Source organism: Tractidigestivibacter scatoligenes (assembly GCF_001494635.1).
GTDB classification, from domain to species: domain Bacteria; phylum Actinomycetota; class Coriobacteriia; order Coriobacteriales; family Atopobiaceae; genus Tractidigestivibacter; species Tractidigestivibacter scatoligenes.
The window spans coordinates 66,964-88,176 of the sequence record NZ_LOJF01000010.1 but is presented as its reverse complement, the minus strand read 5'-3'; the positions used below and the strand labels follow the sequence as shown (position 1 = coordinate 88,176).

Here is a 21,213-nt window from a genome sequence, read left to right as displayed (position 1 = left end):
GCCCCGTAACGCGTTCGGCAACGAATGTGTGACGGGCACGCCACCTTCCGGCGTAGGCGTCGCGGCTGCCGTAGAATGGTGAGCGGTCCTTTGGCGCCGCACCCGCGGCGCGCCCAGCCCACACCCAGCATGAAAGGTGGCCTCGATGGTCTCGCGCATCTACGTTGAGAAAAGGGACGGATTCGACGGGGAGGCGCGGGCGCTCAGCCACGAGCTGCGGCACATGCTGGGCATCTCGTCGCTCACAGGCCTGCGCATCATCAACCGCTACGACGTCGAAGGCATCTCCGAAGAGCTCTTCGAGCAGTGCGTGCCCGTTGTCTTCTCCGAGCCCCAAACCGACCGCGCCACGCGCGAGATGCCCGAGGTTGCGGAGGGCGCGCGCGTCTTTGCCGTGGAGTCCCTGCCCGGCCAGTTTGACATGCGCGACGCCTCGGCGGCCGAGTGCATCCAGCTCGTCTCTCAGGGCGAGCGTCCTACGGTAAGAAACGCCAAGGTCTACGTGCTGGAGGGCGCACTCACCGACGACGACCTTACGGCCATCAAGCACTACGTGATCAACCCGGTCGAGGCGCGCGAGGCGTCGCTCGAGAAGCGCGAGACCCTCGCAACCACGTACCCGGAGCCCGCGGACGTCGAGGTCCTGGATGGCTTCCTCGACCTGGACGATAAGGGCATCGAGGACTTTGTACGCGACCGCGGCCTGGCGATGGACGTGGCGGACGCCAAGTTCTGCCAGGGCTACTTTGCGCGCGAGGGCCGCGTTCCCACCATCACCGAGATTCGCATGATCGACACCTACTGGTCCGACCACTGCCGCCACACCACCTTTGGCACCGCCCTCACCGACATCCAGTTCGACAATACCCAGGCAGCGGCCGCGTTCCGTCGCTACATGGATGTACGCCACCAGCTTGGCCGCGACAACAAGCCCGTCTGCCTCATGGACATGGGCACCATTGGTGCCAAGTGGCTCAAGCACACGGGCCAGCTCACCGGTCTCGACGAGTCCGAGGAGATCAACGCCTGCACCGTGAAGGCCAAGGTCGATGTCAACGGCCACGACGAGGACTGGCTCTACCTCTTCAAGAACGAGACGCACAACCACCCCACCGAGATCGAGCCCTTTGGCGGCGCGGCCACCTGCATTGGCGGCGCCATCCGCGACCCGCTTTCGGGCCGCAGCTACGTGTACCAGGCCATGCGCGTGACCGGCGCGGCCGACCCAACGGCACCGGTGTCGAGCACGCTCCCCGGCAAGCTCCCGCAGCGCAAGATCTGCCGCACGGCTGCCGCCGGCTACTCCTCCTACGGCAACCAGATCGGCCTTGCCACCGGCCAGGTCTCCGAGCTCTACCACCCCGGCTACGTGGCCAAGCGCATGGAGATTGGCGCCGTGGTGGGCGCCACGCCCGCGGACCACGTGCGCCGCGAGTGCCCCGCCCCGGGCGACAAGATCGTGCTTCTCGGCGGCCGTACCGGCCGCGACGGCATCGGCGGCGCCACGGGCAGCTCCAAGGCGCACAACGTGGAGTCGCTCGAGAAGGACGGCGCCGAGGTCCAGAAGGGCAACGCCCCCACCGAGCGCAAGCTGCAGCGCCTCTTCCGCCGCGGCGACGCGTGCCGCCTCATCAAGCGCTGCAACGACTTTGGCGCCGGCGGCGTCTCGGTTGCCATTGGCGAGCTTGCCGACGGCCTTCTCATCGACCTTGACCGCGTGCCCAAGAAGTACGACGGCCTCGACGGCACCGAGCTAGCAATCTCCGAGTCGCAGGAGCGCATGGCCGTGGCGCTGGCCCCCGAGGACGTGGACGAGTTCCTGGGCTACGCGCGCGAGGAGAATCTCGAGGCCACGGTTGTCGCAGAGGTCACCGAGGAGCCCCGCCTGCGCATGACCTGGCGCGGCAAGACCATCGTGGACGTGAGCCGCGAGTTCCTCTCGTCCAACGGCGCGCCCAAGTCCACCTCGGTGCGCGTCTGCGCGCCGCACGAGTACCACCACGAGTGGGCAGGCGACACCTTTGCTCAGAAGATGGTATCGCTGGTGAGCGACCTCAACGTGGCATCCAACAAGGGTCTGGCCGAGAGGTTCGACTCCACCATTGGCGCCGCGACCGTCCTCATGCCGTTTGGCGGCACAACACAGCTCACGCCGGCGCTTGGCATGGCGGCGAAGCTCCCCGTGGACGGCGAGACCACCACGTGCTCAGGCATGGCGTGGGGCTACAACCCCTATCTCATGAGCGAGGACGAGTACACAGGCGCCTACCTGGCCGTTGTTGAGTCCGTCTCCAAGCTTGTGGCCATGGGCTTCGAGCACAAGAACTTCTACCTCACGTTCCAGGAGTACTTCGAGAAGCTCCGCGACGACCCCAAGCGCTGGGGCAGGCCCACGGCCGCACTTCTCGGTGCGCTCATGGCCCAGCTCGACCTGGGCATTGGCTCCATTGGCGGTAAGGACTCCATGTCCGGCTCGTTCGAGGACCTCGACGTGCCGCCCACGCTTGTCTCGTTTGCCACCGGCCTGGGCAAGGTCGACCGCGTGACCTCGCCGGAGTTCAAGCACGCCGACGACCAGGTGATCGTTGTGGTGCCGGAGTACGCCGACGATGGCATCACGCCCACGGCGGAGTCCCTTCTCGCCGCGTTTGACTACGTCGAGAAGCTCATTGGCTCCGGCGCCGCGCGCGCGGTGAGCACGCCGGGCTACGGCTGCATGGCCGAGGCCATGTTCAAGATGTGCGTGGGCAACTTCATTGGCCTGCGCGTGCGCCCCGAGTTCACCCAGGAGGCACTGCTCAACCCCGCGTACGGCAGCTTTGTAATCGAGCTTGCGCAGGGCGCCAGCCTGCCGGAGGCCCCGAAGGGCGTCACCGTTGCGGCATTTGGCCAGACGCTTGCGGAGTACGCGCTCTACGCCTGCGGCGAGCGCATGTCCATCCTGGACGACCTGCAGAAGCCCTGGGAGAATGCGCTCTCCGGCGTGTATCCGTACCTGGGCAAGGCCGATGGCCCGGCATGCGCGCCTCTCTCGTTTGACGCTGAGAAGGCCGGCGTCACGCCCACGCGGCACACGACCGGCGCCAGCTATGCCAAGCCGCGCGTGGTGATTCCCGTCTTCCCGGGCAACAACTGCGAATACGACTCAGCGCGGGCGTTTGAGCGCGTGGGTGCCGAGCCGCAGACGATCATCGTGAACAACCTCACGCCGCAGGCCGTCGCCGAGAGCGTCGACGCCATGGTGCGTGCCATCCGCGAGAGCCAGATCGTCTTCATCCCCGGCGGCTTCTCCGGCGGCGACGAGCCCGACGGATCGGCCAAGTTCATCGTGGCATTCTTCCGCAACCCTGCCGTCACCGAGGCGGTGCGCGACCTGCTCCAGGCGCGCGATGGCCTCATGCTGGGTATCTGCAACGGCTTCCAGGCCCTCATCAAGCTGGGGCTCGTTCCCTACGGCGACATCGTAGACGCGCGCGAGGACTCCCCCACCCTCACCTTCAACCCCATTGGGCGCCACCAGAGCCGCCTCGTGCGCACGCGCGTGGCGTCGACCATCTCGCCGTGGCTCTCCAAGTGCAAGGTGGGCGACGTGCACAACATCGCAATCAGCCACGGAGAGGGACGCTTTGTGTGCACCACCGAGGAGCTGGGACGCCTTGAGGCGGCAGGTCAGATCGCCACGCAGTACGTGAACGCCGACCGGCTGCCGTCAATGAACCTGCGCTCCAACCCCAACGGGTCTTTCATGGCGGTTGAGGGCCTCACCTCACCCGACGGCCGAGTGCTGGGCAAGATGGGCCACACCGAGCGCAGTGGTGCGGGCCTCTACAAGAACGTGCCCGGCAACGCGTACCAGCCGCTGTTCGAAGGCGGTGTGAGCTACTTCGCGTAAGCGCAGCCAGAGGGGGTTACCGCAGCCGGCCTCCCCCGATGGTCGAAGAGCATCAAGGACACGACCCTCGGGGGAGGCCGGCTGCGGCCCCTCCGGGGGTCGCTTCCTTACCTGCTGACGTAACCTGAGGTGGTCGCGGGGGCTGCGGGGCTAAATCTGGACGTTTTCCCGGGCTTCTCGGCTCCAGAACGTCCGGAATTTGCCCCGCTGTCCTCGCGCGGCACGTCGTCTTGCGGCTGCCTGCGAGCGGCAGCCGTCCCGCGTATACTGGTTCGCCGGCTACGCGAGAGGAGCAGCATGGCACGAGAAGACAGCGCAGTGTTCCACATGGGCGAGCGACAGGAACGCCTCCTTACGAGCACGTGGGGAGCCCTGCTCGCGGCCGCGTTCTGCTGCCTTCTCTGGGGGTCGGCGTTCCCTTGCATCAAGATTGGCTATGCGCTGTTTGACATCGCGGGCACCGACACCGCGTCCCAGATGCTCTTCGCGGGAACGCGCTTTCTTCTTGCCGGGGCAATGGTCATCGTCTTTGTGAGTATTGCCCGGAGAAGGCTGCTGGCACCAAAGCGCACGGACGTTGGCGCCATCTGCCTGCTGGCGCTTTTCCAGACCTTCGGTCAATATGCCTTCTTCTACCTGGGACTTGCACACGCCGCGGGAACCACGAGCTCGGTCATCGAGGCGAGCGCCAACTTCTTTGCCATCCTGCTTTCGGCGCTGGCGTTTCGCCAGGAGCGGCTTACCGGCAGAAAGGTAGCGGGTTGCCTGCTGGGATTTGCGGGTGTGGTCCTCATCAATCTTGGCGGGAGCCTAGGCAACTTCTCGTTTTCCTTCTCGCCTGACGGCGAGGGGATGATTCTTCTCAGCGCACTTTGCTCGGCAACGTCATCATGCCTTATCCAGCGCCTTTCCAAATGGCACGACCCGGTGCTGCTCAGCGGGTGGCAGTTTGTGGTGGGCGGACTTGGTCTCATGGCGATGGGCGTGGCCGGCGGCGGAACGCTCTCGCCGACGGGGCCGAGCGCCATTGCGTTGCTCGCATACATGGCTTTTATCTCAGCTGCAGCGTACAGCGTGTGGTCGCTCCTGCTCTCTGTGAACTCGGTCTCGCGCATCTCGGTCTATGGCTTTTTGAACCCCGTGTTTGGCTTCGTTCTTTCTGCGGTACTTCTCGGTGAGCACCAGCTGGTTGACCCCGTGCGTTCCATCTGCGCCCTGGTGCTGGTGAGCGCCGGCATTGTGGTAGTCAACCGCGTGGGCGCACGTGCCGGGAGCGCAACGAGCACCCCCGGAAGCGAGAAGCACTAGGAACCAGTTTCCAAACCCGTACAAACCCTCTCGTTCGCCAGCTCGCAGGCGATTCCCTAGGACTCCTCTACGTATAATTGAGTTACGCAATGCGAAGAGAGTCCCCATGGAACGCCTCGTTGAACGACGCACTGCCCTCGCTCTCCTCGGTATGCCCGCAGCGCTCTCGCTTGGCTCGGTGCTCACGGGCTGTAGCAAGAACGCGCAGGATAGCGCGCCAGCCATCTCTGCCACGGACCTCACTGCAGACGTAAAGGACGCTGCGCTCACGCAAGAGCCCATCGCTAATGCCCTCACAGATCAAACGACAACGCACGCACTCTTTGACTTCACTTCTCTCCTGCTTCAGGGCACCTATCCCACAGACCAGCAGGCAAACGTGCTTGTCTCTCCCCTCTCGGCGCTCTTTGCCCTGGCCCTCGCGGAAACCGGTGCCGCAGGCGATACGCTCTCCCAGCTAGAGACCGCAACGGGCATGGATATCGGCTCGCTTGCGACCTATCTGGGCGCTTACGCCCGACGCATCTCTGGCGAGGACCTCTACGATACGCAGCAGAAGGGCGACGCCCTTGCCCTCAAGTGCGCTAACTCCATTTGGCTGAGGTCGTCAGATGACCTCAGCGTCTCGGATGATTACCTCGCCACCTGCAAAGGCACCCTTGACGCGCAGGCGTTCTCAGCTCCGTTCGACTCCACTACCGTCGACGACATAAATTCCTGGGTCAGTTCCAAGACTGATGGCATGATTGACCGGCTTGTGGAACGTATCACCGCAGATGATCAGCTCTTTCTCATTAACGCCCTGGCCTTTGATGATGTTTGGCAAGAGCCGTACGAGGAAGGCGACGTGCAGGGCGACACCTTCACCACCGAGAAAGGAGACGAGCAGAGCGTCCGCATGATGCATTCGCATGAGACTGCCTACCTCGAGAACAGCCTTGCAGAGGGCTTCCTGAAGCCGTATGAGAACCACAACTTTGCCTTTGTCGCGCTGCTCCCCAAGCAGGGTGTGCAGCTCGCAGACCTTGTGGCATCGCTAGACGGAACATCCCTACACGACATGATCACCAACCCCGTCCCCAACATCGAGGTGTCAGCCGGACTCCCCAAGTTCTCGCTTGACTACCAGACCACACTCAACGACCAGCTGGTAGCCATGGGCGTTCGCGATGCCTTCGACCCAAACCTCGCCGACTTTTCTCGCATGGCTACCCTCAAGGACGGCAACCTTGCCATAAGCACCGTGCTCCAAAAGACCTTCATTGACGTAAATGAGGCAGGCACAAAGGCGGCAGCGGTTACCGCGATAGGCGAAGCCGGTTCAACGGCAACGCCAGATGAACCCGAGGTCCGGGAGGTCATCCTAGACCGGCCATTCGTCTACTTCATCATCGACAACATGACCCTGACGCCACTGTTTGTGGGTGTTCTGACGCACGTGGAGTAGGCACTGTAAGTCGCGGCGACGCAGCTCGCATATTTCCCTCCCTATGCCATGACCCTTCGTAGCGCGTCGTGCCAGCCATTCAGGCGCTCCGAGCGCTCGTCTGCAGACATGGCTGGAACATTTCGCCCATGACCCACCTTCCCATAGATTGCGTTGCCCTTGTAGATGCCGGCCGTTCGACCGGCAACAAACCCTACGCCAGCAGCGGAAAGCTCCTTGAGACTCGACGTGACTACGGTAACGTCTGCAAGATCTGCCTGCAGCTGCATGAGATAGTCGTTCGCCGTCACCCCACCATCGGCGCGCAGCTCACGCACGACAAGCCCAGTATCGCCTTGCAGCGCGCCCACGACGTCGGCTATCTGATAAGGAATGCACTCGGCGCACGCCTTGACCATCTCCGCGCGACCAGTGGTGCGCGTTACGCCCGTGAGCATGCCAGTTGCATCCGACGCCCACCACGGTGCACCAAGACCTGTGAAAGCCGGAACAAAGTAGGCACGGTCGTGAAGGTTGGCCTGGGAAATGATACCCTCGACCTCCGACGGGTCATCGATGAGCCCCATCTGGTCCTTGAGCCAGCTGATGACGGCACCGGTATAGTTAAGGTTGCCCTCAAGGACGTAGCTGCGCTTGTCACCAAACTGCCATGCAATCGAAGATACAAGTCCGTGGGTACTCACAACGGGGTCCGCACCAACTTGCATCATGACCGAGGAGCCCGTCCCATACGTAGCCTTGAGGTCTCCGGGGTTGACGCAATTCTGTGCTGCAAGCGCTGCCTGAGAATCTCCTAGGACACAGCATATGGGCACAGGCGTTTCGAACAGCCCGCCCATGGTTGTGTGCCCGAACACGGAATCGGACGGGCAGACGGTAGCCAGCGCCCCCCGAGGCACGCCAAACACTTGTAGCAGCTTGGGACTCCACTCGGCGGTACGCAGGTCCAGAAGCTGCGTGCGACAGGCATTCGAAGGCTCGGTGAGAAAGGCGTGCTCCTGCGTAAGCTTGAAGACCAGCCACGAGTCAATGGTTCCCAGGCAAAGGGTTCCTCGGTCAGCTGCCGCAATGACCTCCGGCACATTCTGCAGCAGCCATGCCATCTTCGCAGCTGAGAAGTACGGGCTCAGCGAGAGGCCACTTTGCTCTTTGACAAGACCGTCGACTCCCGGGTGAGCTGCCACCAGCCCCTGGCACAGCTCGGTAGCCCTACCGCACTGCCACACGATAGCCGGCGCAAGTGGCTCTCGCGTAACGCGATCCCACGCAAGGCAGGTCTCACGTTGATTCGAGATACCAACCGCGCGAACTTCTCCCTGCCTCACACCTGCAGCCTTGCAGACATCCCTGGCAGTAGCGAGCACGTTTGTCATTATCTGCTCGGCGTCGTGGCTCACCCAGCCCTTGTCATTTATCAGCTGGTCGTGCGGACGAGTCCGCTTGGCGAGCATGTTTCCGTCCGAGTCGAACAGCACCGCCTTTGTCCCTTGGGTGCTCTGGTCGATAGCCAGCACGATGCTTCTCATATCAAAGTCCCATCAATAGAAAAAGGGGGCGGACATTGCCCGCCCCCTACCTTCACGTTATCGGCAGTACTAGGAGAGCATGATCAGGCCGGTAGTGGTGTTTGCGCAGCTCACAATCGAGACCAAAATACCGGTGATGATGCCTGCAAGATAGGGGTTCTTGCTCACGCGGTAGAGAACCCTGTCAATCACGCATGCGCCCGTCACGATAAGCAGGAATGCGAACAGCTGAGCAACGTTCATGGCATCGCCCTGAATGGGTTCATGGCCAGTCGCAACGTAGGTGCCGTACTGGAAGACCAGCATGATGATCATGGGCAGAAGGTTGCAGATGATGAGCAGAAGGTTGTTCTGCCAGGACTTCTTTCCACCCATTGTCGTGAAGTTGAAGCTGTTGTTCGCAATGGACATGGCAATGTAGAAGACTAGGAACAGGACGCCATGCGGGAAGAGCGAGAGTCCCAGAATCTCCGAGTCAACAATCTTGAAGCCAACGTTCCAGATTCGGAAGTCCGCAACAAAGAAGTAGTCGTCGAGGAAGACACACAGGTACGAGACGGCGCAGACCAGGATGGCGAGAACGACGGTCTTGCCCAGCTTTCGTCCGCTGATCTTTACCCCACGGTCGGCAAGGTCGATGCCGGCACTCTTGCCGTAGAACCGGTAAGACAGGTAGAGCGTCGCGATGGTTACAAGTCCGCAGAGGCACGCCCAGAGCCCGATGCCCATCATCATGACCTGCTGAGCAATCGGAAGGCTCTTGCCAAAGTTCACGACGGGATTGAACGTGAGAATGCTGATTACCGTGCTGACTGCAGTCGCTCCGGCAAACCAGGCAATGCCCTTCTTGTCAGCGGTCATCGCCTGTACGACCTCACCAGCGCGAAGCTCGGAGAACGTCGAGGTAAAGAGCATCGTCGTCGTAAACGAGATGACAAACATCACGAAGCCAAGCATGCCGACGAAGTTGAAGGCTTCCTTCACCTGCCAGATCTGGTTGCTCGAGGCGATGGGCGTGGGGCTGCCAAACGCGGTGTCAAAGAAGTCGATGGTCGCGGTGGCAGAGCGCGCGCTGAAGTGGGACCAGGGGTGAATCTGCGCAGGGTTGTAGATGACGCGGAAGCACTCCTTGCCATCGACATCCTTGTAATAGTAGGTACCCGCCTCGCGATAGTCCTTGCCGGTTGGATCCTCGCCAAAGTTGAGGAACGACTGTGGGTCCATGTTGTCAGGGTCCATGTAGTCGGGAGCGTCATGATGGACCCCGTTGGCATCAGTGCGCTTGTGGAAGAACTCGTCGTACTGGCTTGCAATGATGCCCACGCTACGATTGCCATAGAGGTTGACGTAGTTGCCATCGGCATCAGATGCAGCAATGCCACCGATGATGTTGGGTGAATCGGTATACATAGCGTCGATGCAGTTGAGAAGGACTGCAGAGATGAGCGGCTTCTCGCTCTGACTGTCCTGGAGCACGGCGAAGTTCGAGGACATGCCACCCATGGAGTGGCCAGTAACACCAATCCTCGAGTCATCGACGAACGGCATCCGGGAAAGGGAGAGAACTCCCTGGTAGACGCCAACAAAGTTCATTCCTGTGCCATTTTGCTTCTGCCAGTCAGCAGTGTCAGACTCACCAGACCCCGGCTGGTCGATGGCAAGAACTACATAGCCACGACGAGACAGCTCGACGCCGTTGATGTCCTGCATCTCCTTGTTGTTCAGGTAACCGTGGCTCGTTACCACCGCGGGAGCAGGATTATCGGCAGTGGCAGTATCCGGAATGTAGAGGTTACCGCTGATGCCAATGCCGTTGTCGGCCTCCCAGTAGACGTGCTTCACCGTGACGTGCCCAAAGGACGTCTGGACGAGAGAGACCACAATGCCACTCACGAGCATCATCGCAATTGCGATGACAAGAAACACCTTGGCCTTCTTCCTTACCGCTTCCATTGCACTTCCCCTTCCTAGTACCTTGCGTAGTCGACGCTTGTCCTTGACTGGTTGTTACTAGTTCGCCCTCCCCCGCTGATTCTCTGCCGCTGTTAGAAACTCCCTGGCAGATGCCGCAATGCCCTGCGCGTCGAGCCCATAGTGCGCAAAGACCTCCTTCGAGGTGCCCGTGACCACGGGGGCGTCAGGCAGGCTCAGGGTGCGCACGGGGCGCGGGCAGCCCTCCCCCACAACCTGGGCAATCTGGGAGCCAAGGCCACCGTAGGGGCTTGCCTCCTCCACGCTTAGAACCACCCTCGCGTGACTCGCGGCAGCGAGCACACCGTTGGCGTCTAGGGGCTTCACGCAGTACATGTCGAGAACGCTCGCCTTGACCCCGGCTTCCGTCAGCATGTCCGCCGCGTCAGCCGCAGGCCTCACAAGTTCGCCGCAGGCAATAAGGGCAACGTCCACTTCTTGGTCGGCGTTCCCACGCACCCAGGTAGCGTGGTCCATCTCGAATGGACAGTTCTCCTCGGTATAGACGTCATCCACCGCGTTTCTGCCCACACGCACATAGGCAGTCTTCTCGTCCTGAAGCAGCGCCTGCACCAGACGGGCGGTCTGGAATCGGTCGCTGGGCAGATAGACACGCATATTGGGAATGGCGCTCATCGCCGCAATGTCCTGGCAAGAGTGGTGGCTCATGCCAAGGGCCCCATACGAGACGCCACCGGAGATACCAATGAGCTTGACGTTAGTATCGGAATATGCGCAGTCGACCTTGCACTGCTCGTAGGACCGCGTGGTGATGAAAGACGCAGGGCTTGCGGCAAAAGCCCTCTTTCCACAGCTGGCAAGACCTGCGGCGATGCCGACCAAGTCCTGCTCGGCAATACCAACCTCGACGGACTGCTCGGGGTATGCCTCGAAGAACGGGGTAAGGGATGCCGAGCCCCTGGAGTCCGAGCAAAGAACGACAAGGTCGCGGTCCGTCTTTGCGGCCTGCATGAGAACGTCGCAGATGACCTTCTTGTTCGCAATTGTGTTAGCCACGGATATCGGCCTCCTTGTGTGCCGCAAAGTCTGCCGAGATCTGCTCGTATTCCTCTTGAGTGGGCAGGTGGTGATGCCAGCTTGCCTTGTTCTCCATGAGTGGGGAGCCAAAGCCCTTTGTGGTGTTCAGGATGATTGCCGTAGGCTTGCCCTTAGTCTCGGAGGCAAGCGTGAGCGCCGCGTCTATTGCCTCGATGTCGTTGCCGGGAATGGAGAGGACGTTCCAGCCAAAGGACGCCCAACGCTCCTCCTGGCTGTCCTGCTTCATCACGCTCTCCGTCGAGCCAGAGATCTGCAGACGGTTGCGATCGATGAGCGCACAGAGGTTGTCCAGGCCAAAGTTGGACCCGGCCATAGCCCCCTCCCACACGGAGCCCTCGGCAAGCTCGCCGTCGCCCATCGCGACATAGGTGCGATAACTGCGGCCGTCCATGCGCGCCGCCAGCGCCATCCCCACTGCCACGGGTAGCCCGTGGCCAAGTGAGCCGGAGTTCATCTCGATGCCAGGAAGCTTGTTGTTGGGGTGGCCGATATAGGGGCTATCAAACTTCGAGAAGCGGGCCTTGACGTCATCAAAATCGAGAAAGCCCTGCTCGCAGAGAATGGCGTAGTAGGCCTCCATGGCATGGCCCTTGGAGAGGACAAAGCGATCGCGGTTGGGATCGTTCTGGGTCTCGGGGGTGATGTTGAGATGATTCTTATAGAGCACCATCAGCGCATCGATCACGGACATGTCACCGCCAATGTGACCGCCGCCACCAGCCATGATGATGTCGACGCAGCGCTGGCGAAGGTCCCAGCGCAGAGCCTTGAGCTCAGAGACGGTCGCCATGTTACTCTCCCCTCAGATAGGCCTTGACGTCCTCCTCGATCGGGTCGTACAGGTCGGGCTCGATGCCCAGGTACTTGCACGACTCATAGAGGACGGGAACAACGTTGTCGTGGATACCGGCGCAGTGGTGGATGTAGGGGCCCTCGACGATCTTGGCCTCCATGCGCTTGATGTTCTGAACACGAACCCACAGGTAGGTGCCCATGCCACGCGGGCCGTCAATGCCCTCGGCGTTGCCCAGCAGAAGCGAGTACCTGCCGTTGTCGCCATCGAAGCGGGCAAGGGTCACCTCGCCGTGCTTGGCCTCGGCGGTAAGGGCGCCGTTGTGGTCAAAGGCAAGCGGCGTGGTGATCGTGGGCTTCTCACGTGCCACGGAGCAGGGCCAGGGACCGCAGTGCTGCAGCAACTCGCCGTTGGGGTCATCGGGATGACGGATGGTCCAGTCAGCAAAGAACGAGCGCTTGCGACCCATGTCCGCGGCCTCGACCATGAGGCTCGTGATGGCGCCATGGACATCGGTCTCGCACGTGATGGGCGTGCCCTCCTCGTTGAGGATCGAGTTCGCGGCGCAGGGCATGATGCCAAGCTCGTGCTGGAGCTCGTTCCAGCACTGGATGCAGCCGGCGTTGCAACCGTACTTCTTGAGCAGGCGGCGCATGGCAACCGCCATGGCGGCAACCGTAAGCTCCTGCTCAGTGGTGCAGTTCTTACGGAAGTGCTCCTCCATCCACGCCAGCTGACGCTCAACGTCAGAGTTGCCGTCGCCGGTGACCTCCGCCTTTGCCGCCTTAACACCGCGGGTGAGCTCGGGAAGCGGTACGGGCACGCACTCGATGCCAAAGCGCTCGAGAAGCTCGCCCTCGTTGCACATGGTCGAGTAGAACTCGTAGGGACGCGGACCAATCTGCAGGATGCGCGTGGAGCGGAAGACCTTCACGACGTTGCAGACGGCGAGGAAGTCGCGAATGCCACGCTCGAAGACGGGATCGTCCACACGGCAGTTGGTCATGTACGTGAAGGGCACCTGGAACCGGCGCAGGACCTTGCCAGTGGCAAAGAGGCCGCACTGCGTGTCGCGCAGGCGGGTTCCGTCGGGAAGCGGACGCTCGTCCAGCGGACCCCAGAGGAGAACCGGCTTGCCCAGGTCACGCGCAAGACGCGCGCAGATGAACTCGGTGCCAAAGTTACAGTGCGGCAGAAAGAGGCCGTCGACCTTCTCGGCACGGAACTTCTCCAGCACGCGAAGGCGGCTCTCCTCGTCGTAGAGAAGCCCCTCCTCGTTGATGTCATCGATGTCCACGAACTCGACGCCGAGCTCGCGAAGCTTGTCCGCAATGATTGCGCGATACTTGCGGGCATCCGGTGCGCTGAAGATGCTGCGGCGCGTTGGTGCATATCCCAGCTTGATAGTGTCCATCCCTGCTCCCCTCCATTACCGTACTGCGCCAAGCGGTCTGCTTCCAAGCGCAGCCAACCTCCCCTGTCTTCCGGGGCTAATCATATGGGGGTGGTGACACCTACTGAACTGACTTAGAGATTTACTAAACAATTTAGTCTGTTCATATCTTCATTTAGTACCTGGGGTATCCTGTCATCGCTGTGGGAAGGAGCCAAATGTCAATTACCGCCCGCGACGTGGCACGAGAGGCGAATGTCTCTCCCGCCACCGTTTCGCTTGTGCTCAGAGGAAAACCAGGGGTTGGACAGGAAACGCGTGAGCGGGTCCTGGAGTGTGCGAAAAAGCTTGGCTTCGAGTACACGTCCTCCCCTGAGAAGCGTCCTACCAGCACGATTCTCCTGGTTGTCTACAAGCGGCACGGGCGGGTGGTTGGAGACACCCCCTTCTTCGAGGAGCTGATCAAGGGTGTGTCCGACGCCACCTACCGGCACGGCTACCACAGGCTTTCCGTCTCGTACTTCTATGCAACCGAGAGCCGAACCGAGCAACTAAAGGCCATTCGCTCAATTAAGTGCGCAGGCATCATTCTTCTTGCAACCGAGGCACTTGCGGGCGACATTGCGCAGTTCGAGCGCTTAGGTGTGCCTGTCGTTCTTCTCGACTCTTGGTTTCCCTCGAAGCGGCTCGACAGCATCGTGATTGACAACTCGCGCGCGTCGTTCGAGGCGGTTCACTACCTTGCGAAGGCGGGACACAAGCGCATTGGGTACCTGCATGCCGGGGTCAACATCAGGAACTTTCTCGAGCGACAGTCCGGCTTCATGTCTGCCATGCGCGAAATCGAGCCGGACGAGGCAGCGAACGCCCACATCGTACGCGTTGGATCCACGGTTCAGAGCGCCTACGATGACATGTGCGCTTATCTCGACACCAACCCCGAGCTTTGCACCGCATACTTTGCTGACAACGATATCGTGGCCGTAGGCTGTATGAAGGCACTCGCGGAGCACGGGGTTCGCATGCCGGAGGAGGTTTCGATCATTGGGTTTGACGACACTTCCTACTGCGAGCTCGTGACCCCCAGGCTCTCCACGATGGTTGTTCCCAAGAGTGCGATGGGAGAGCTGGCTGTGAAGCGGCTGGTCGAGCTCATTCGCGGGGAGACGCAGGGCGAAGTCATTCGCACGGCAGTGCTGCCCACCGTAGTTGAACGCGACAGCGTTGCACGCAAGGAGGACTCGAAGTGAAATGCCTTACCCAGCGCATCACCGATCCGCTTGGATTGCACGCTCGTCTTGCGAGCCAGATCTCCAAGACCGCGAGCGACTATCAGAGCTCGGTGCGCATTGTCTTTGGGGGCAACAGTGCCCAGGCAGATGACATGCTGGGGCTCATGGCTCTCGACATACGCGAGGATGACCTGGTGCGCATTGAGGCGGAGGGGCCAGACGAGGACATGGCCTGCACCGCGGTGGCTCGCGTAGCAGGGATGTCTGTGTAGACGCGCCCTGCATCGAACTCGCCTTCGTTACATGAATTGGTCCGCGATTGCATCGAACTAGCCTTCGTTGCACGCCAATTCTGAGGAAATGCCCGTCTGGCAATTCACTTTGATAGTTTATACATGGCTCTACTTGCGGATTTTCATGCAGCGCAGCAGACGACTACTCAAGGGGTCCGCGAAATGGCGTGCAACGAAGGACAGTTCGGCGCACGAAATCCTCTCGATGTGTAACGTAGGGCAGTTCGATGCAGCCATCAGACGAAAATGGCGACCCCGCAACCCAAGGAGAGACACCTCCGCCAGGATAACGTGCAGCTTCGTCACGAAAAGAGGGCGGACCAAAGGCCCGCCCTCTCAAATCCGTTCGTTCAAGTACTCGAACGCCCGAAGCTAAATCCTCGCAACCCCGCTCTTGCGCGCAGCGTCGGCCACGGCTGCAGCAACGGCGGGCGCAACACGCTTGTCGAAGGCACCAGGGATGATGTAGTCCGCCGCACGGTGCTCGTCGTCCACCAGGCCGGCAATAGCGTAGGCAGCGGCCTCCATCATGTCGTCATTGATGTCGCTCGCGCGCACGTCAAGCGCACCGCGGAAGATGCCGGGGAACGCCAGCACGTTGTTGATCTGGTTGGGGAAGTCCGAGCGGCCCGTTGCCGCCACGGCCGCGCCGGCTGCCAGCGCCTCGTCGGGCATGATCTCGGGCACGGGGTTCGCGCAGGCAAAGATGATGGGGTCCTTTGCCATCGAGCGCACCATATCCTGCGAGACCAGGTTGGGCTTGGAGACGCCCACAAAGACGTCCGCACCCTTGAGGGCGTCGGCGAGCGAACCCTGGACCTTCTCGGTGTTGGTCCAGGTGGCGACCTCCTGCTTCACCGGGTTCAGGCCGTCGCGGCCCTCATAGATGGCACCCGTGTGGTCGCAGATGATGATGTCCTTCACGCCCATGCGCTTCATGAGGCGAGCGATGGAGATGCCCGCGGCGCCGGCGCCCGAGAAGACCACCTTGACGTCGCCGAGATCACGACCGGTGAGACGGCACGCGTTGATCAGCGCGGCGCAGGTCACGACCGCGGTGCCATGCTGGTCGTCATGGAAGACGGGAATGTCGCAGGTCTCCTTGAGGCGGCGCTCGATCTCGAAGCAGCGCGGCGCGGAGATGTCCTCGAGGTTCACGCCGCCAAAGCTGCCGGCGAGCAGCTGCACGGTGCGCACGATCTCATCCACGTCGTTGGAGCGGATGCACAGGGGGAAGGCGTCCACGTCGGCAAAGGTCTTGAAGAGGGCACACTTGCCCTCCATGACGGGCATGCCCGCCTCGGGGCCAATGTTGCCCAGGCCGAGAACCGCGGAGCCATCGGTCACAACGGCAACCAGGTTCCAGCGACGGGTGTACTCGTACGAGAGGCTCGGGTCCTTCTGAATCTCCAGGCAGGGAACGGCGACGCCTGGCGTGTAGGCAACGGCAAGCTCCTCCGGCGTGCTGATCTTGGCCCTGCTCACGACCTCGATCTTACCGTGCCACTCCTTGTGTGCGTCAAGCGCGTGCTGCTTTGCATCGTCAGCCATCTTGGCTCCTTTGACATTTGAGGACACTTACACGACCTGTCTATCTTAAGCCTTCACGCGGCGTGCCTGCCCGACCTCTGCGGCCTATACTTCTTGGCAAACACGTGTCGGAAGGATTGGCATGAAAGCAAACGACATCAAGGTAGCTGCGTCTATCTGCGCGGGTGTCATCGGTTACAGCTACGCACTCAAGTTCGCAATGGCAGGTCTTGAGGTTTGGGCACAAAACCGCACGCCGGAGTCCAGCAAGCTTGCACAGCAGCGTGTACACGAGAGCTTGAACTCCCTTGTTACCAACAACGTCTACACTGAGGATCAAGCGCAGGAAATCGCGTCCCGCATCCACTACACCAATTCCGTCTCCGAGGCAGTGAAGAACGCGCAGTTCATCCAGGAGAGCTCGGCAGAGCACTATGAGGTCAAGTGGAAGATTGTTGAGCAGATCGAGGCCGCCGCAGCCCCCGACGCAATCATTGCGAGCTCCACTTCGGGTCTCCTCGTGACCGAAATCGCAAAGAACGCCAAGCATCCCGAGCGCTTCTGCGGCGGGCACCCCTACAATCCGCCTCACCTCATCCCCCTCGTTGAAATAACGCGCGGCGAGAAGACCGCAGAGGAGACTGTCGCGTGCGCCAAGGACTTCTACCAGCGCATTGGCATGGAGCCCGTCGTGCTCCAAAAAGAGGCTCTGGGCTTTATCTGCAACCGACTCCAGATGGCACTCTACCGCGAGGTAGCGGATCTCGTGATGAACGGCGTGTGCTCGGTCGAGGACGCAGACAAGGCAGTGACCTTTGGACCTGGAATCCGCTGGGGCATCATGGGACCGTCTCTTGTGTTCGAGCTTGGCGGCGGCAAGGGAGGCGTCTCCGGACTCATGAACCACCTGCACGACTCCACGACGCTTTGGCTCCAGGACATGGCAGACTGGAAGGAGTTCCCAGCCGAGTGGTCTGACATCGCCCAAAGGGGCGTTGACGAGGAGCTCTCGCACCGTACCCCCGAGACGGGCAACACTCCGGAGACCCTCGCAGCATACCGTGACCACATGCTCATCGAGGAGCTCAAGCTCCATGGCAAGCTCTAGGGAGCGCACACGCATGACAACACAGAGCGTCCTCATCAAGGACACCACGCGAGAGGAGCGCGAGGAGATCGTGCGCCGCGGGCTGAGCTTTTGCGGCGACGGCTCGTGCGAGCAGTGCAGCGGCTGCTCGATGGGCGTGGGCTCGATTGACGCTATGTACCAGCCCTACATCGACGGCAAACTCGAGCTGGCAGAGGTCAACATGCTGCACGCCGCCACCACGTTCACGCTGGGTGGCGGGAGAAACGCAGACATCGCATCCGCATCTAGCGCCGAGACGAGCAAAGAATAGCCGAGGCCCCATGCACGCACGCACACCCAAGCACTTTGTCCTCGAGGAGCGCCTTGAGCGCTACGCGGACTTCATCGAGCCTGCGCCGCAGGACTACGCCGGTCGCTGGGCCGAGGCCTGCTACCCCTTGGGCGGCACCACCGCCGCTGGCGGCGCAGCGGGCGCCGGGCGCTTTCGCGAGGTCCACCTTGACCTGGGCTGCGGCAAGGGCGCCTTCACGGTGGAGTCCGCCCGTCGCGAGCCAGACGTGCTCTTCCTCGGCATGGACGGCGAGCCGCTCTGCATGGCCTACGCCGGTGGCCTCGCCGCGAAGAGCGGCCTTGAGAACGTCGTCTTTCTCGCCTGGGACGGCCATCGCGTAACCGAGGCCTTCGCCCCCGGTGAACTCTCGCGCATCTACCTCAACTTCCCCACGCCGTTCCCGCGCAAGCGACAGGCGCGCCGCCGCCTCACGGATGCCACCTGCCTCATGGAGTACCGCCGCATCCTTGCACCGGACGGCACGCTGCGGCTCAAGACGGACAGCCGCCCCCTCTACCTCTTCACGCTCGAGGAGCTTGACGCCGCAGGCTATCAGGTTCTCTGGACAAGCGAGGACGCCCGGGCAGACTTCCCCAACGAGCCCACAAGCGGCTACGAGGAACGCCTTGCTGCCAACGGCGCCAAGGTCTTCGCGCTGGAGGCGACGCCCGGACCAGAGCCCGCGCACTTCTCGCCCACGCCCCAGCGCGGTCTGGTGGAGTACCTCCCCCAGGACCTCGAGAAGCTCGACTACGTGCCGCTGGGCATGGAGGCCACGGTGTGGAACATGCGCAACCGCGAGGCAAAGCTCTGGGCAAAGGGCCACAAGGGCAGCGGGACTGCTGGCGGTGTCGAAAAGGCCAACTAACGAGAAGCGCGCCGCCCTGCAGCAAGCAAGGCGGCGCAGCTAGAAGTCCGTATCCTTGGCGCCTTTATGCCGTGGCCCAGTGTGCGGCTACGCAGGACTGCGGCGCAGGCACAAAGCCCTCAAAGATCACCGGTGCGCCCTCGGCCTCGGAGGCCAGCATGTCTCGCTCGCTGCGAATGGTCCACGTGACCAGCTTGCCGCCGAGAGTCCCGCACACTAGGCGCACTGCGGGTTGCTCGCGGTCGTCAAAGCGGTACGCAATGAAGTCCGGCTTGGTGGCCACGTTGCCGAGAAGCGCGGTTGCCCCCACGCGCAGCGGCAGCGGCAGGGCCTTGGCGCTTGCACCGGCATCTTCGGCGAGAAAGTCCATCGAGAGCTGTCCGCGGATGACCTCGGGGCGGTTACGGCGCAGCCACACCAGCACGGCGGGGTCGAAGCTCTCGATGCAGTAGCGCACGTCGAAGGTGTCCAGACACTCCATGACGCGGCTGGTGAGAAGGTCAGCGTTCTCGCAGTAGGTCTTGATCTCGATGATGAGCGGCGCGGGCATGGGGCCCTCGCCGTCCCACTCGAAGATGCGCAGGACCTCGGCAAGCGTGGGAATGCCCTGGTCGGTGCCGTTGAGGCGGTACTCCTCGAGCTGCGGGCGCGTAAGCTCCTCGACGGTGCCCTCCTTGCCCGTCATGCGCTTGAGGTCGGAGTCGTGGATGACAACCAGGCGGTCGTCCGCGGTGAGGTGCACGTCAAGCTCAACGCCAAAGCCGTACTCGCGGGCGCGCCTAAAGGCGGCAAGCGAGTTCTCGGGAGCGTCAAGGGAGTCGTCGTGGAGACCGCGGTGTGCATAGCGGTAGCGTGCAAACTCGTCCCAGCGCTCGTCAACCGTCTTGTTGCCCGTACGGGGTGCCATGCCATACACGGCAGCAGCCCCAAGACCTGCGGCAATGCCGGCAGCGAAGAGCGCCGGATGCTTGCGAATGATGCAGTTTGCCATCGACAATCCTCCATCCAGGCGTCGACAACGCCAGGCACGCCGAGCCGGCGGCGCGCTAGTCGACGTCGAACGATTCGAGCCCTCTTTTCTCGACCAATTTCGAGTCTCCGTGGTGCACGAACAGCATTGTAACGAAGCTCGCGGCAACAAACACCGTGGCGTAGATGAAGAGCGACCGATAGCTCACGTTGTGCATGAGCCAACCCGCGGCGATGGGCGTCACCGTCTGCGCGGCCATCGAGAAGGTGTAGTAGAGCCCCGTGAACTTGCCGGTGTCGGAGCCCTTGCACATCTCGACCACCATGGGCAGCGAGTTCACGTTGATGCCGGCCCAGCCCATGCCAAGGACGATCATCACCACGTAGAGCACGGGCGAGAAGCCCATGCCGGCAAAGGTCCAGGCGGCGCAAAACGCAAAGCCTCCGCCGAGAAGCACAATGCCGCCCTGGATGGTGCGCTTGCGGCCAACGCGGCTGGCGATGGCGCCCACGGGAATGTACGAGACAATGGCGCCAACGTTGGCCACGATGAGGCAGCGGCTTGCCTCGCCCAGCGCCATGCCCCACTCTGCCTGCGCATACGTGGTAAACCAGGTCTCCATGGCGTTGTAGCCAATGAACCACAGGGCAATGGATGCGAGAAGGAAGCCCAGCGAGCGCCTGACCGGCGCGGGAAGCACCTCCTTGCCCGTGGCGGCGTCCTTCTCGACAAGGTTCTCCTCGGGGTGCTTGGCCTCGTATGCCGCGACCTCGGCCTCGAGCTTGGGCTCCTTTACGGTGAGAAACACGATAGCTACCGAGACCACCATGATGGCAGCCACAATCACAAAGAGCGGCAGGTAGTCCACGTGATCGAGACCAGCAGTGCGGCCCTTGTTGTAGAGCACGGAGGCAATCCCCAGGTAGATGATGCCGCCCACGGCGCCCATGAGGTTGATGATCGCGTTTGCGGGCGAGCGCAGCGGCTTGGGCGTGCAGTCTGGCATAAGCGCCACGGCTGGACTGCGGTAGGTTCCCATGGCAACAAGCACAAAGAGCAGCACGCCAATGAACGCGGCGAGAAGGGCACCCGAGCCGTCCGCATAGTACGCGTTGTCGATGATGGGCAGGAAGATCATGCCAACCACGGCAAGCGCCGTACCCACGAGGATGAAGGGCATGCGGCGGCCTAGGCGGCTGTGGCACCGGTCCGAGAGCGAGCCAAAGAACGGCAGGAGGAAGAGGGCGAGGACGTTGTCGGCGGCCATGATCATGCCCGAGAACGTCTCGTCCAAGTGGAACGTGTTCGTGAGCATGAGCGGAATCACGCTGTTGTACATCTGCCAGAATGCGCAGATGGAGAAGAACGCAAAGCCGATAAGGACGGTCCTGCGCACGTTGAGTTTCACGGGTTCCTCCTAACGCCGGGGTTGCCGCACATCTTTGATGCTAGCTGGCGCGAGGGACGGAGGTGCCGTCGGCCGCCGGCGGTCTGGCAGGCGGCGCGCTCC

The 21,213-nt window shown here is 62.0% G+C and carries 16 protein-coding genes; 8 read left to right on the top strand and 8 right to left on the bottom strand.

Going from position 1 to position 21,213, the window contains the following annotated elements:
• Positions 1 to 145 precede the first annotated feature (145 nt).
• The 3 genes from AUL39_RS07500 to AUL39_RS07490 all read left to right on the top strand — a co-directional run bounded on the left by AUL39_RS07500 (position 146) and on the right by AUL39_RS07490 (position 6,647).
• Positions 146 to 3,892 (top strand): phosphoribosylformylglycinamidine synthase, encoded by a 3,747-nt coding sequence (locus AUL39_RS07500; RefSeq protein ID WP_059054978.1) that lies wholly within the window; start codon positions 146 to 148, stop codon positions 3,890 to 3,892.
• A gap of 297 nt (positions 3,893 to 4,189) precedes the next feature.
• Complete coding sequence (locus AUL39_RS07495) at positions 4,190 to 5,200, top strand: DMT family transporter (protein ID WP_201783937.1); 1,011 nt, start codon at positions 4,190 to 4,192, stop codon at positions 5,198 to 5,200.
• Between the two features lie 106 nt (positions 5,201 to 5,306).
• Entirely contained in the window at positions 5,307 to 6,647 is a 1,341-nt protein-coding gene (locus AUL39_RS07490; protein ID WP_059054977.1) for a serpin family protein, read from the top strand.
• Positions 6,648 to 6,688: 41 nt separating this feature from the next.
• Here the strand turns inward: AUL39_RS07490 and AUL39_RS07485 are convergent, their stop codons facing one another.
• From AUL39_RS07485 to AUL39_RS07465, 5 genes are all read right to left on the bottom strand, one after another.
• Positions 6,689 to 8,173, bottom strand: a complete 1,485-nt coding sequence (locus tag AUL39_RS07485) for an FGGY-family carbohydrate kinase (RefSeq protein ID WP_059054976.1) — start codon at positions 8,171 to 8,173, stop codon at positions 6,689 to 6,691.
• Positions 8,174 to 8,242: 69 nt separating this feature from the next.
• Positions 8,243 to 10,126 (bottom strand): alpha/beta hydrolase, encoded by a 1,884-nt coding sequence (locus tag AUL39_RS07480; RefSeq protein ID WP_059054975.1) that lies wholly within the window; start codon positions 10,124 to 10,126, stop codon positions 8,243 to 8,245.
• Between the two features lie 57 nt (positions 10,127 to 10,183).
• The gene (locus AUL39_RS07475; RefSeq protein WP_082667313.1) at positions 10,184 to 11,161 is read right to left on the bottom strand and encodes a transketolase family protein; all 978 of its coding nucleotides are present in this window, start codon (positions 11,159 to 11,161) and stop codon (positions 10,184 to 10,186) included.
• Complete coding sequence (locus AUL39_RS07470) at positions 11,154 to 11,993, bottom strand: transketolase (RefSeq protein ID WP_059054974.1); 840 nt, start codon at positions 11,991 to 11,993, stop codon at positions 11,154 to 11,156. The genes AUL39_RS07475 and AUL39_RS07470 overlap by 8 nt, the downstream gene beginning before the upstream one ends.
• A gap of 1 nt (position 11,994) precedes the next feature.
• Positions 11,995 to 13,410 carry an L-fucose/L-arabinose isomerase family protein gene (locus AUL39_RS07465; protein WP_059054973.1) on the bottom strand — a complete coding sequence of 472 codons (1,416 nt, stop codon included), beginning with the start codon at positions 13,408 to 13,410 and terminating at the stop codon, positions 11,995 to 11,997.
• 197 nt (positions 13,411 to 13,607) lie between these two features.
• Here AUL39_RS07465 and AUL39_RS07460 point away from each other — a divergent pair, with 197 nt between their 5' ends.
• Complete coding sequence (locus AUL39_RS07460) at positions 13,608 to 14,639, top strand: LacI family DNA-binding transcriptional regulator (protein ID WP_059054972.1); 1,032 nt, start codon at positions 13,608 to 13,610, stop codon at positions 14,637 to 14,639.
• Positions 14,636 to 14,893: an HPr family phosphocarrier protein gene (locus tag AUL39_RS07455; protein ID WP_059054971.1), complete on the top strand. Its 258-nt coding sequence runs from the start codon at positions 14,636 to 14,638 to the stop codon at positions 14,891 to 14,893. Before AUL39_RS07460 ends, AUL39_RS07455 begins: the two co-directional genes overlap by 4 nt.
• Positions 14,894 to 15,286: 393 nt before the next feature.
• Here AUL39_RS07455 and AUL39_RS07450 read toward each other — a convergent pair whose 3' ends face one another.
• The gene (locus AUL39_RS07450) at positions 15,287 to 16,465 is read right to left on the bottom strand and encodes an NAD(P)-dependent malic enzyme (RefSeq protein WP_059054970.1); all 1,179 of its coding nucleotides are present in this window, start codon (positions 16,463 to 16,465) and stop codon (positions 15,287 to 15,289) included.
• 121 nt (positions 16,466 to 16,586) lie between these two features.
• Here AUL39_RS07450 and AUL39_RS07445 point away from each other — a divergent pair, with 121 nt between their 5' ends.
• From AUL39_RS07445 to trmB, 3 genes are read left to right on the top strand one after another with little or no spacing between them, the layout of a single operon-like run.
• A complete protein-coding gene (locus AUL39_RS07445) occupies positions 16,587 to 17,552 on the top strand; it encodes a 3-hydroxyacyl-CoA dehydrogenase family protein (protein ID WP_059054969.1) in 966 nt (321 codons plus the stop codon).
• Positions 17,539 to 17,844: an NADH-ubiquinone oxidoreductase-F iron-sulfur binding region domain-containing protein gene (locus AUL39_RS07440; RefSeq protein WP_235810799.1), complete on the top strand. Its 306-nt coding sequence runs from the start codon at positions 17,539 to 17,541 to the stop codon at positions 17,842 to 17,844. Before AUL39_RS07445 ends, AUL39_RS07440 begins: the two co-directional genes overlap by 14 nt.
• A 10-nt stretch (positions 17,845 to 17,854) precedes the next feature.
• Complete coding sequence (trmB, locus tag AUL39_RS07435) at positions 17,855 to 18,733, top strand: tRNA (guanine(46)-N(7))-methyltransferase TrmB (protein ID WP_059054968.1); 879 nt, start codon at positions 17,855 to 17,857, stop codon at positions 18,731 to 18,733.
• A gap of 64 nt (positions 18,734 to 18,797) precedes the next feature.
• Here the strand turns inward: trmB and AUL39_RS07430 are convergent, their stop codons facing one another.
• The gene (locus tag AUL39_RS07430; RefSeq protein WP_059054967.1) at positions 18,798 to 19,724 is read right to left on the bottom strand and encodes a glycerophosphodiester phosphodiesterase family protein; all 927 of its coding nucleotides are present in this window, start codon (positions 19,722 to 19,724) and stop codon (positions 18,798 to 18,800) included.
• Positions 19,725 to 19,779: 55 nt separating this feature from the next.
• Entirely contained in the window at positions 19,780 to 21,111 is a 1,332-nt protein-coding gene (locus AUL39_RS07425; protein WP_059054966.1) for an MFS transporter, read from the bottom strand.
• Positions 21,112 to 21,213 lie beyond the last annotated feature (102 nt).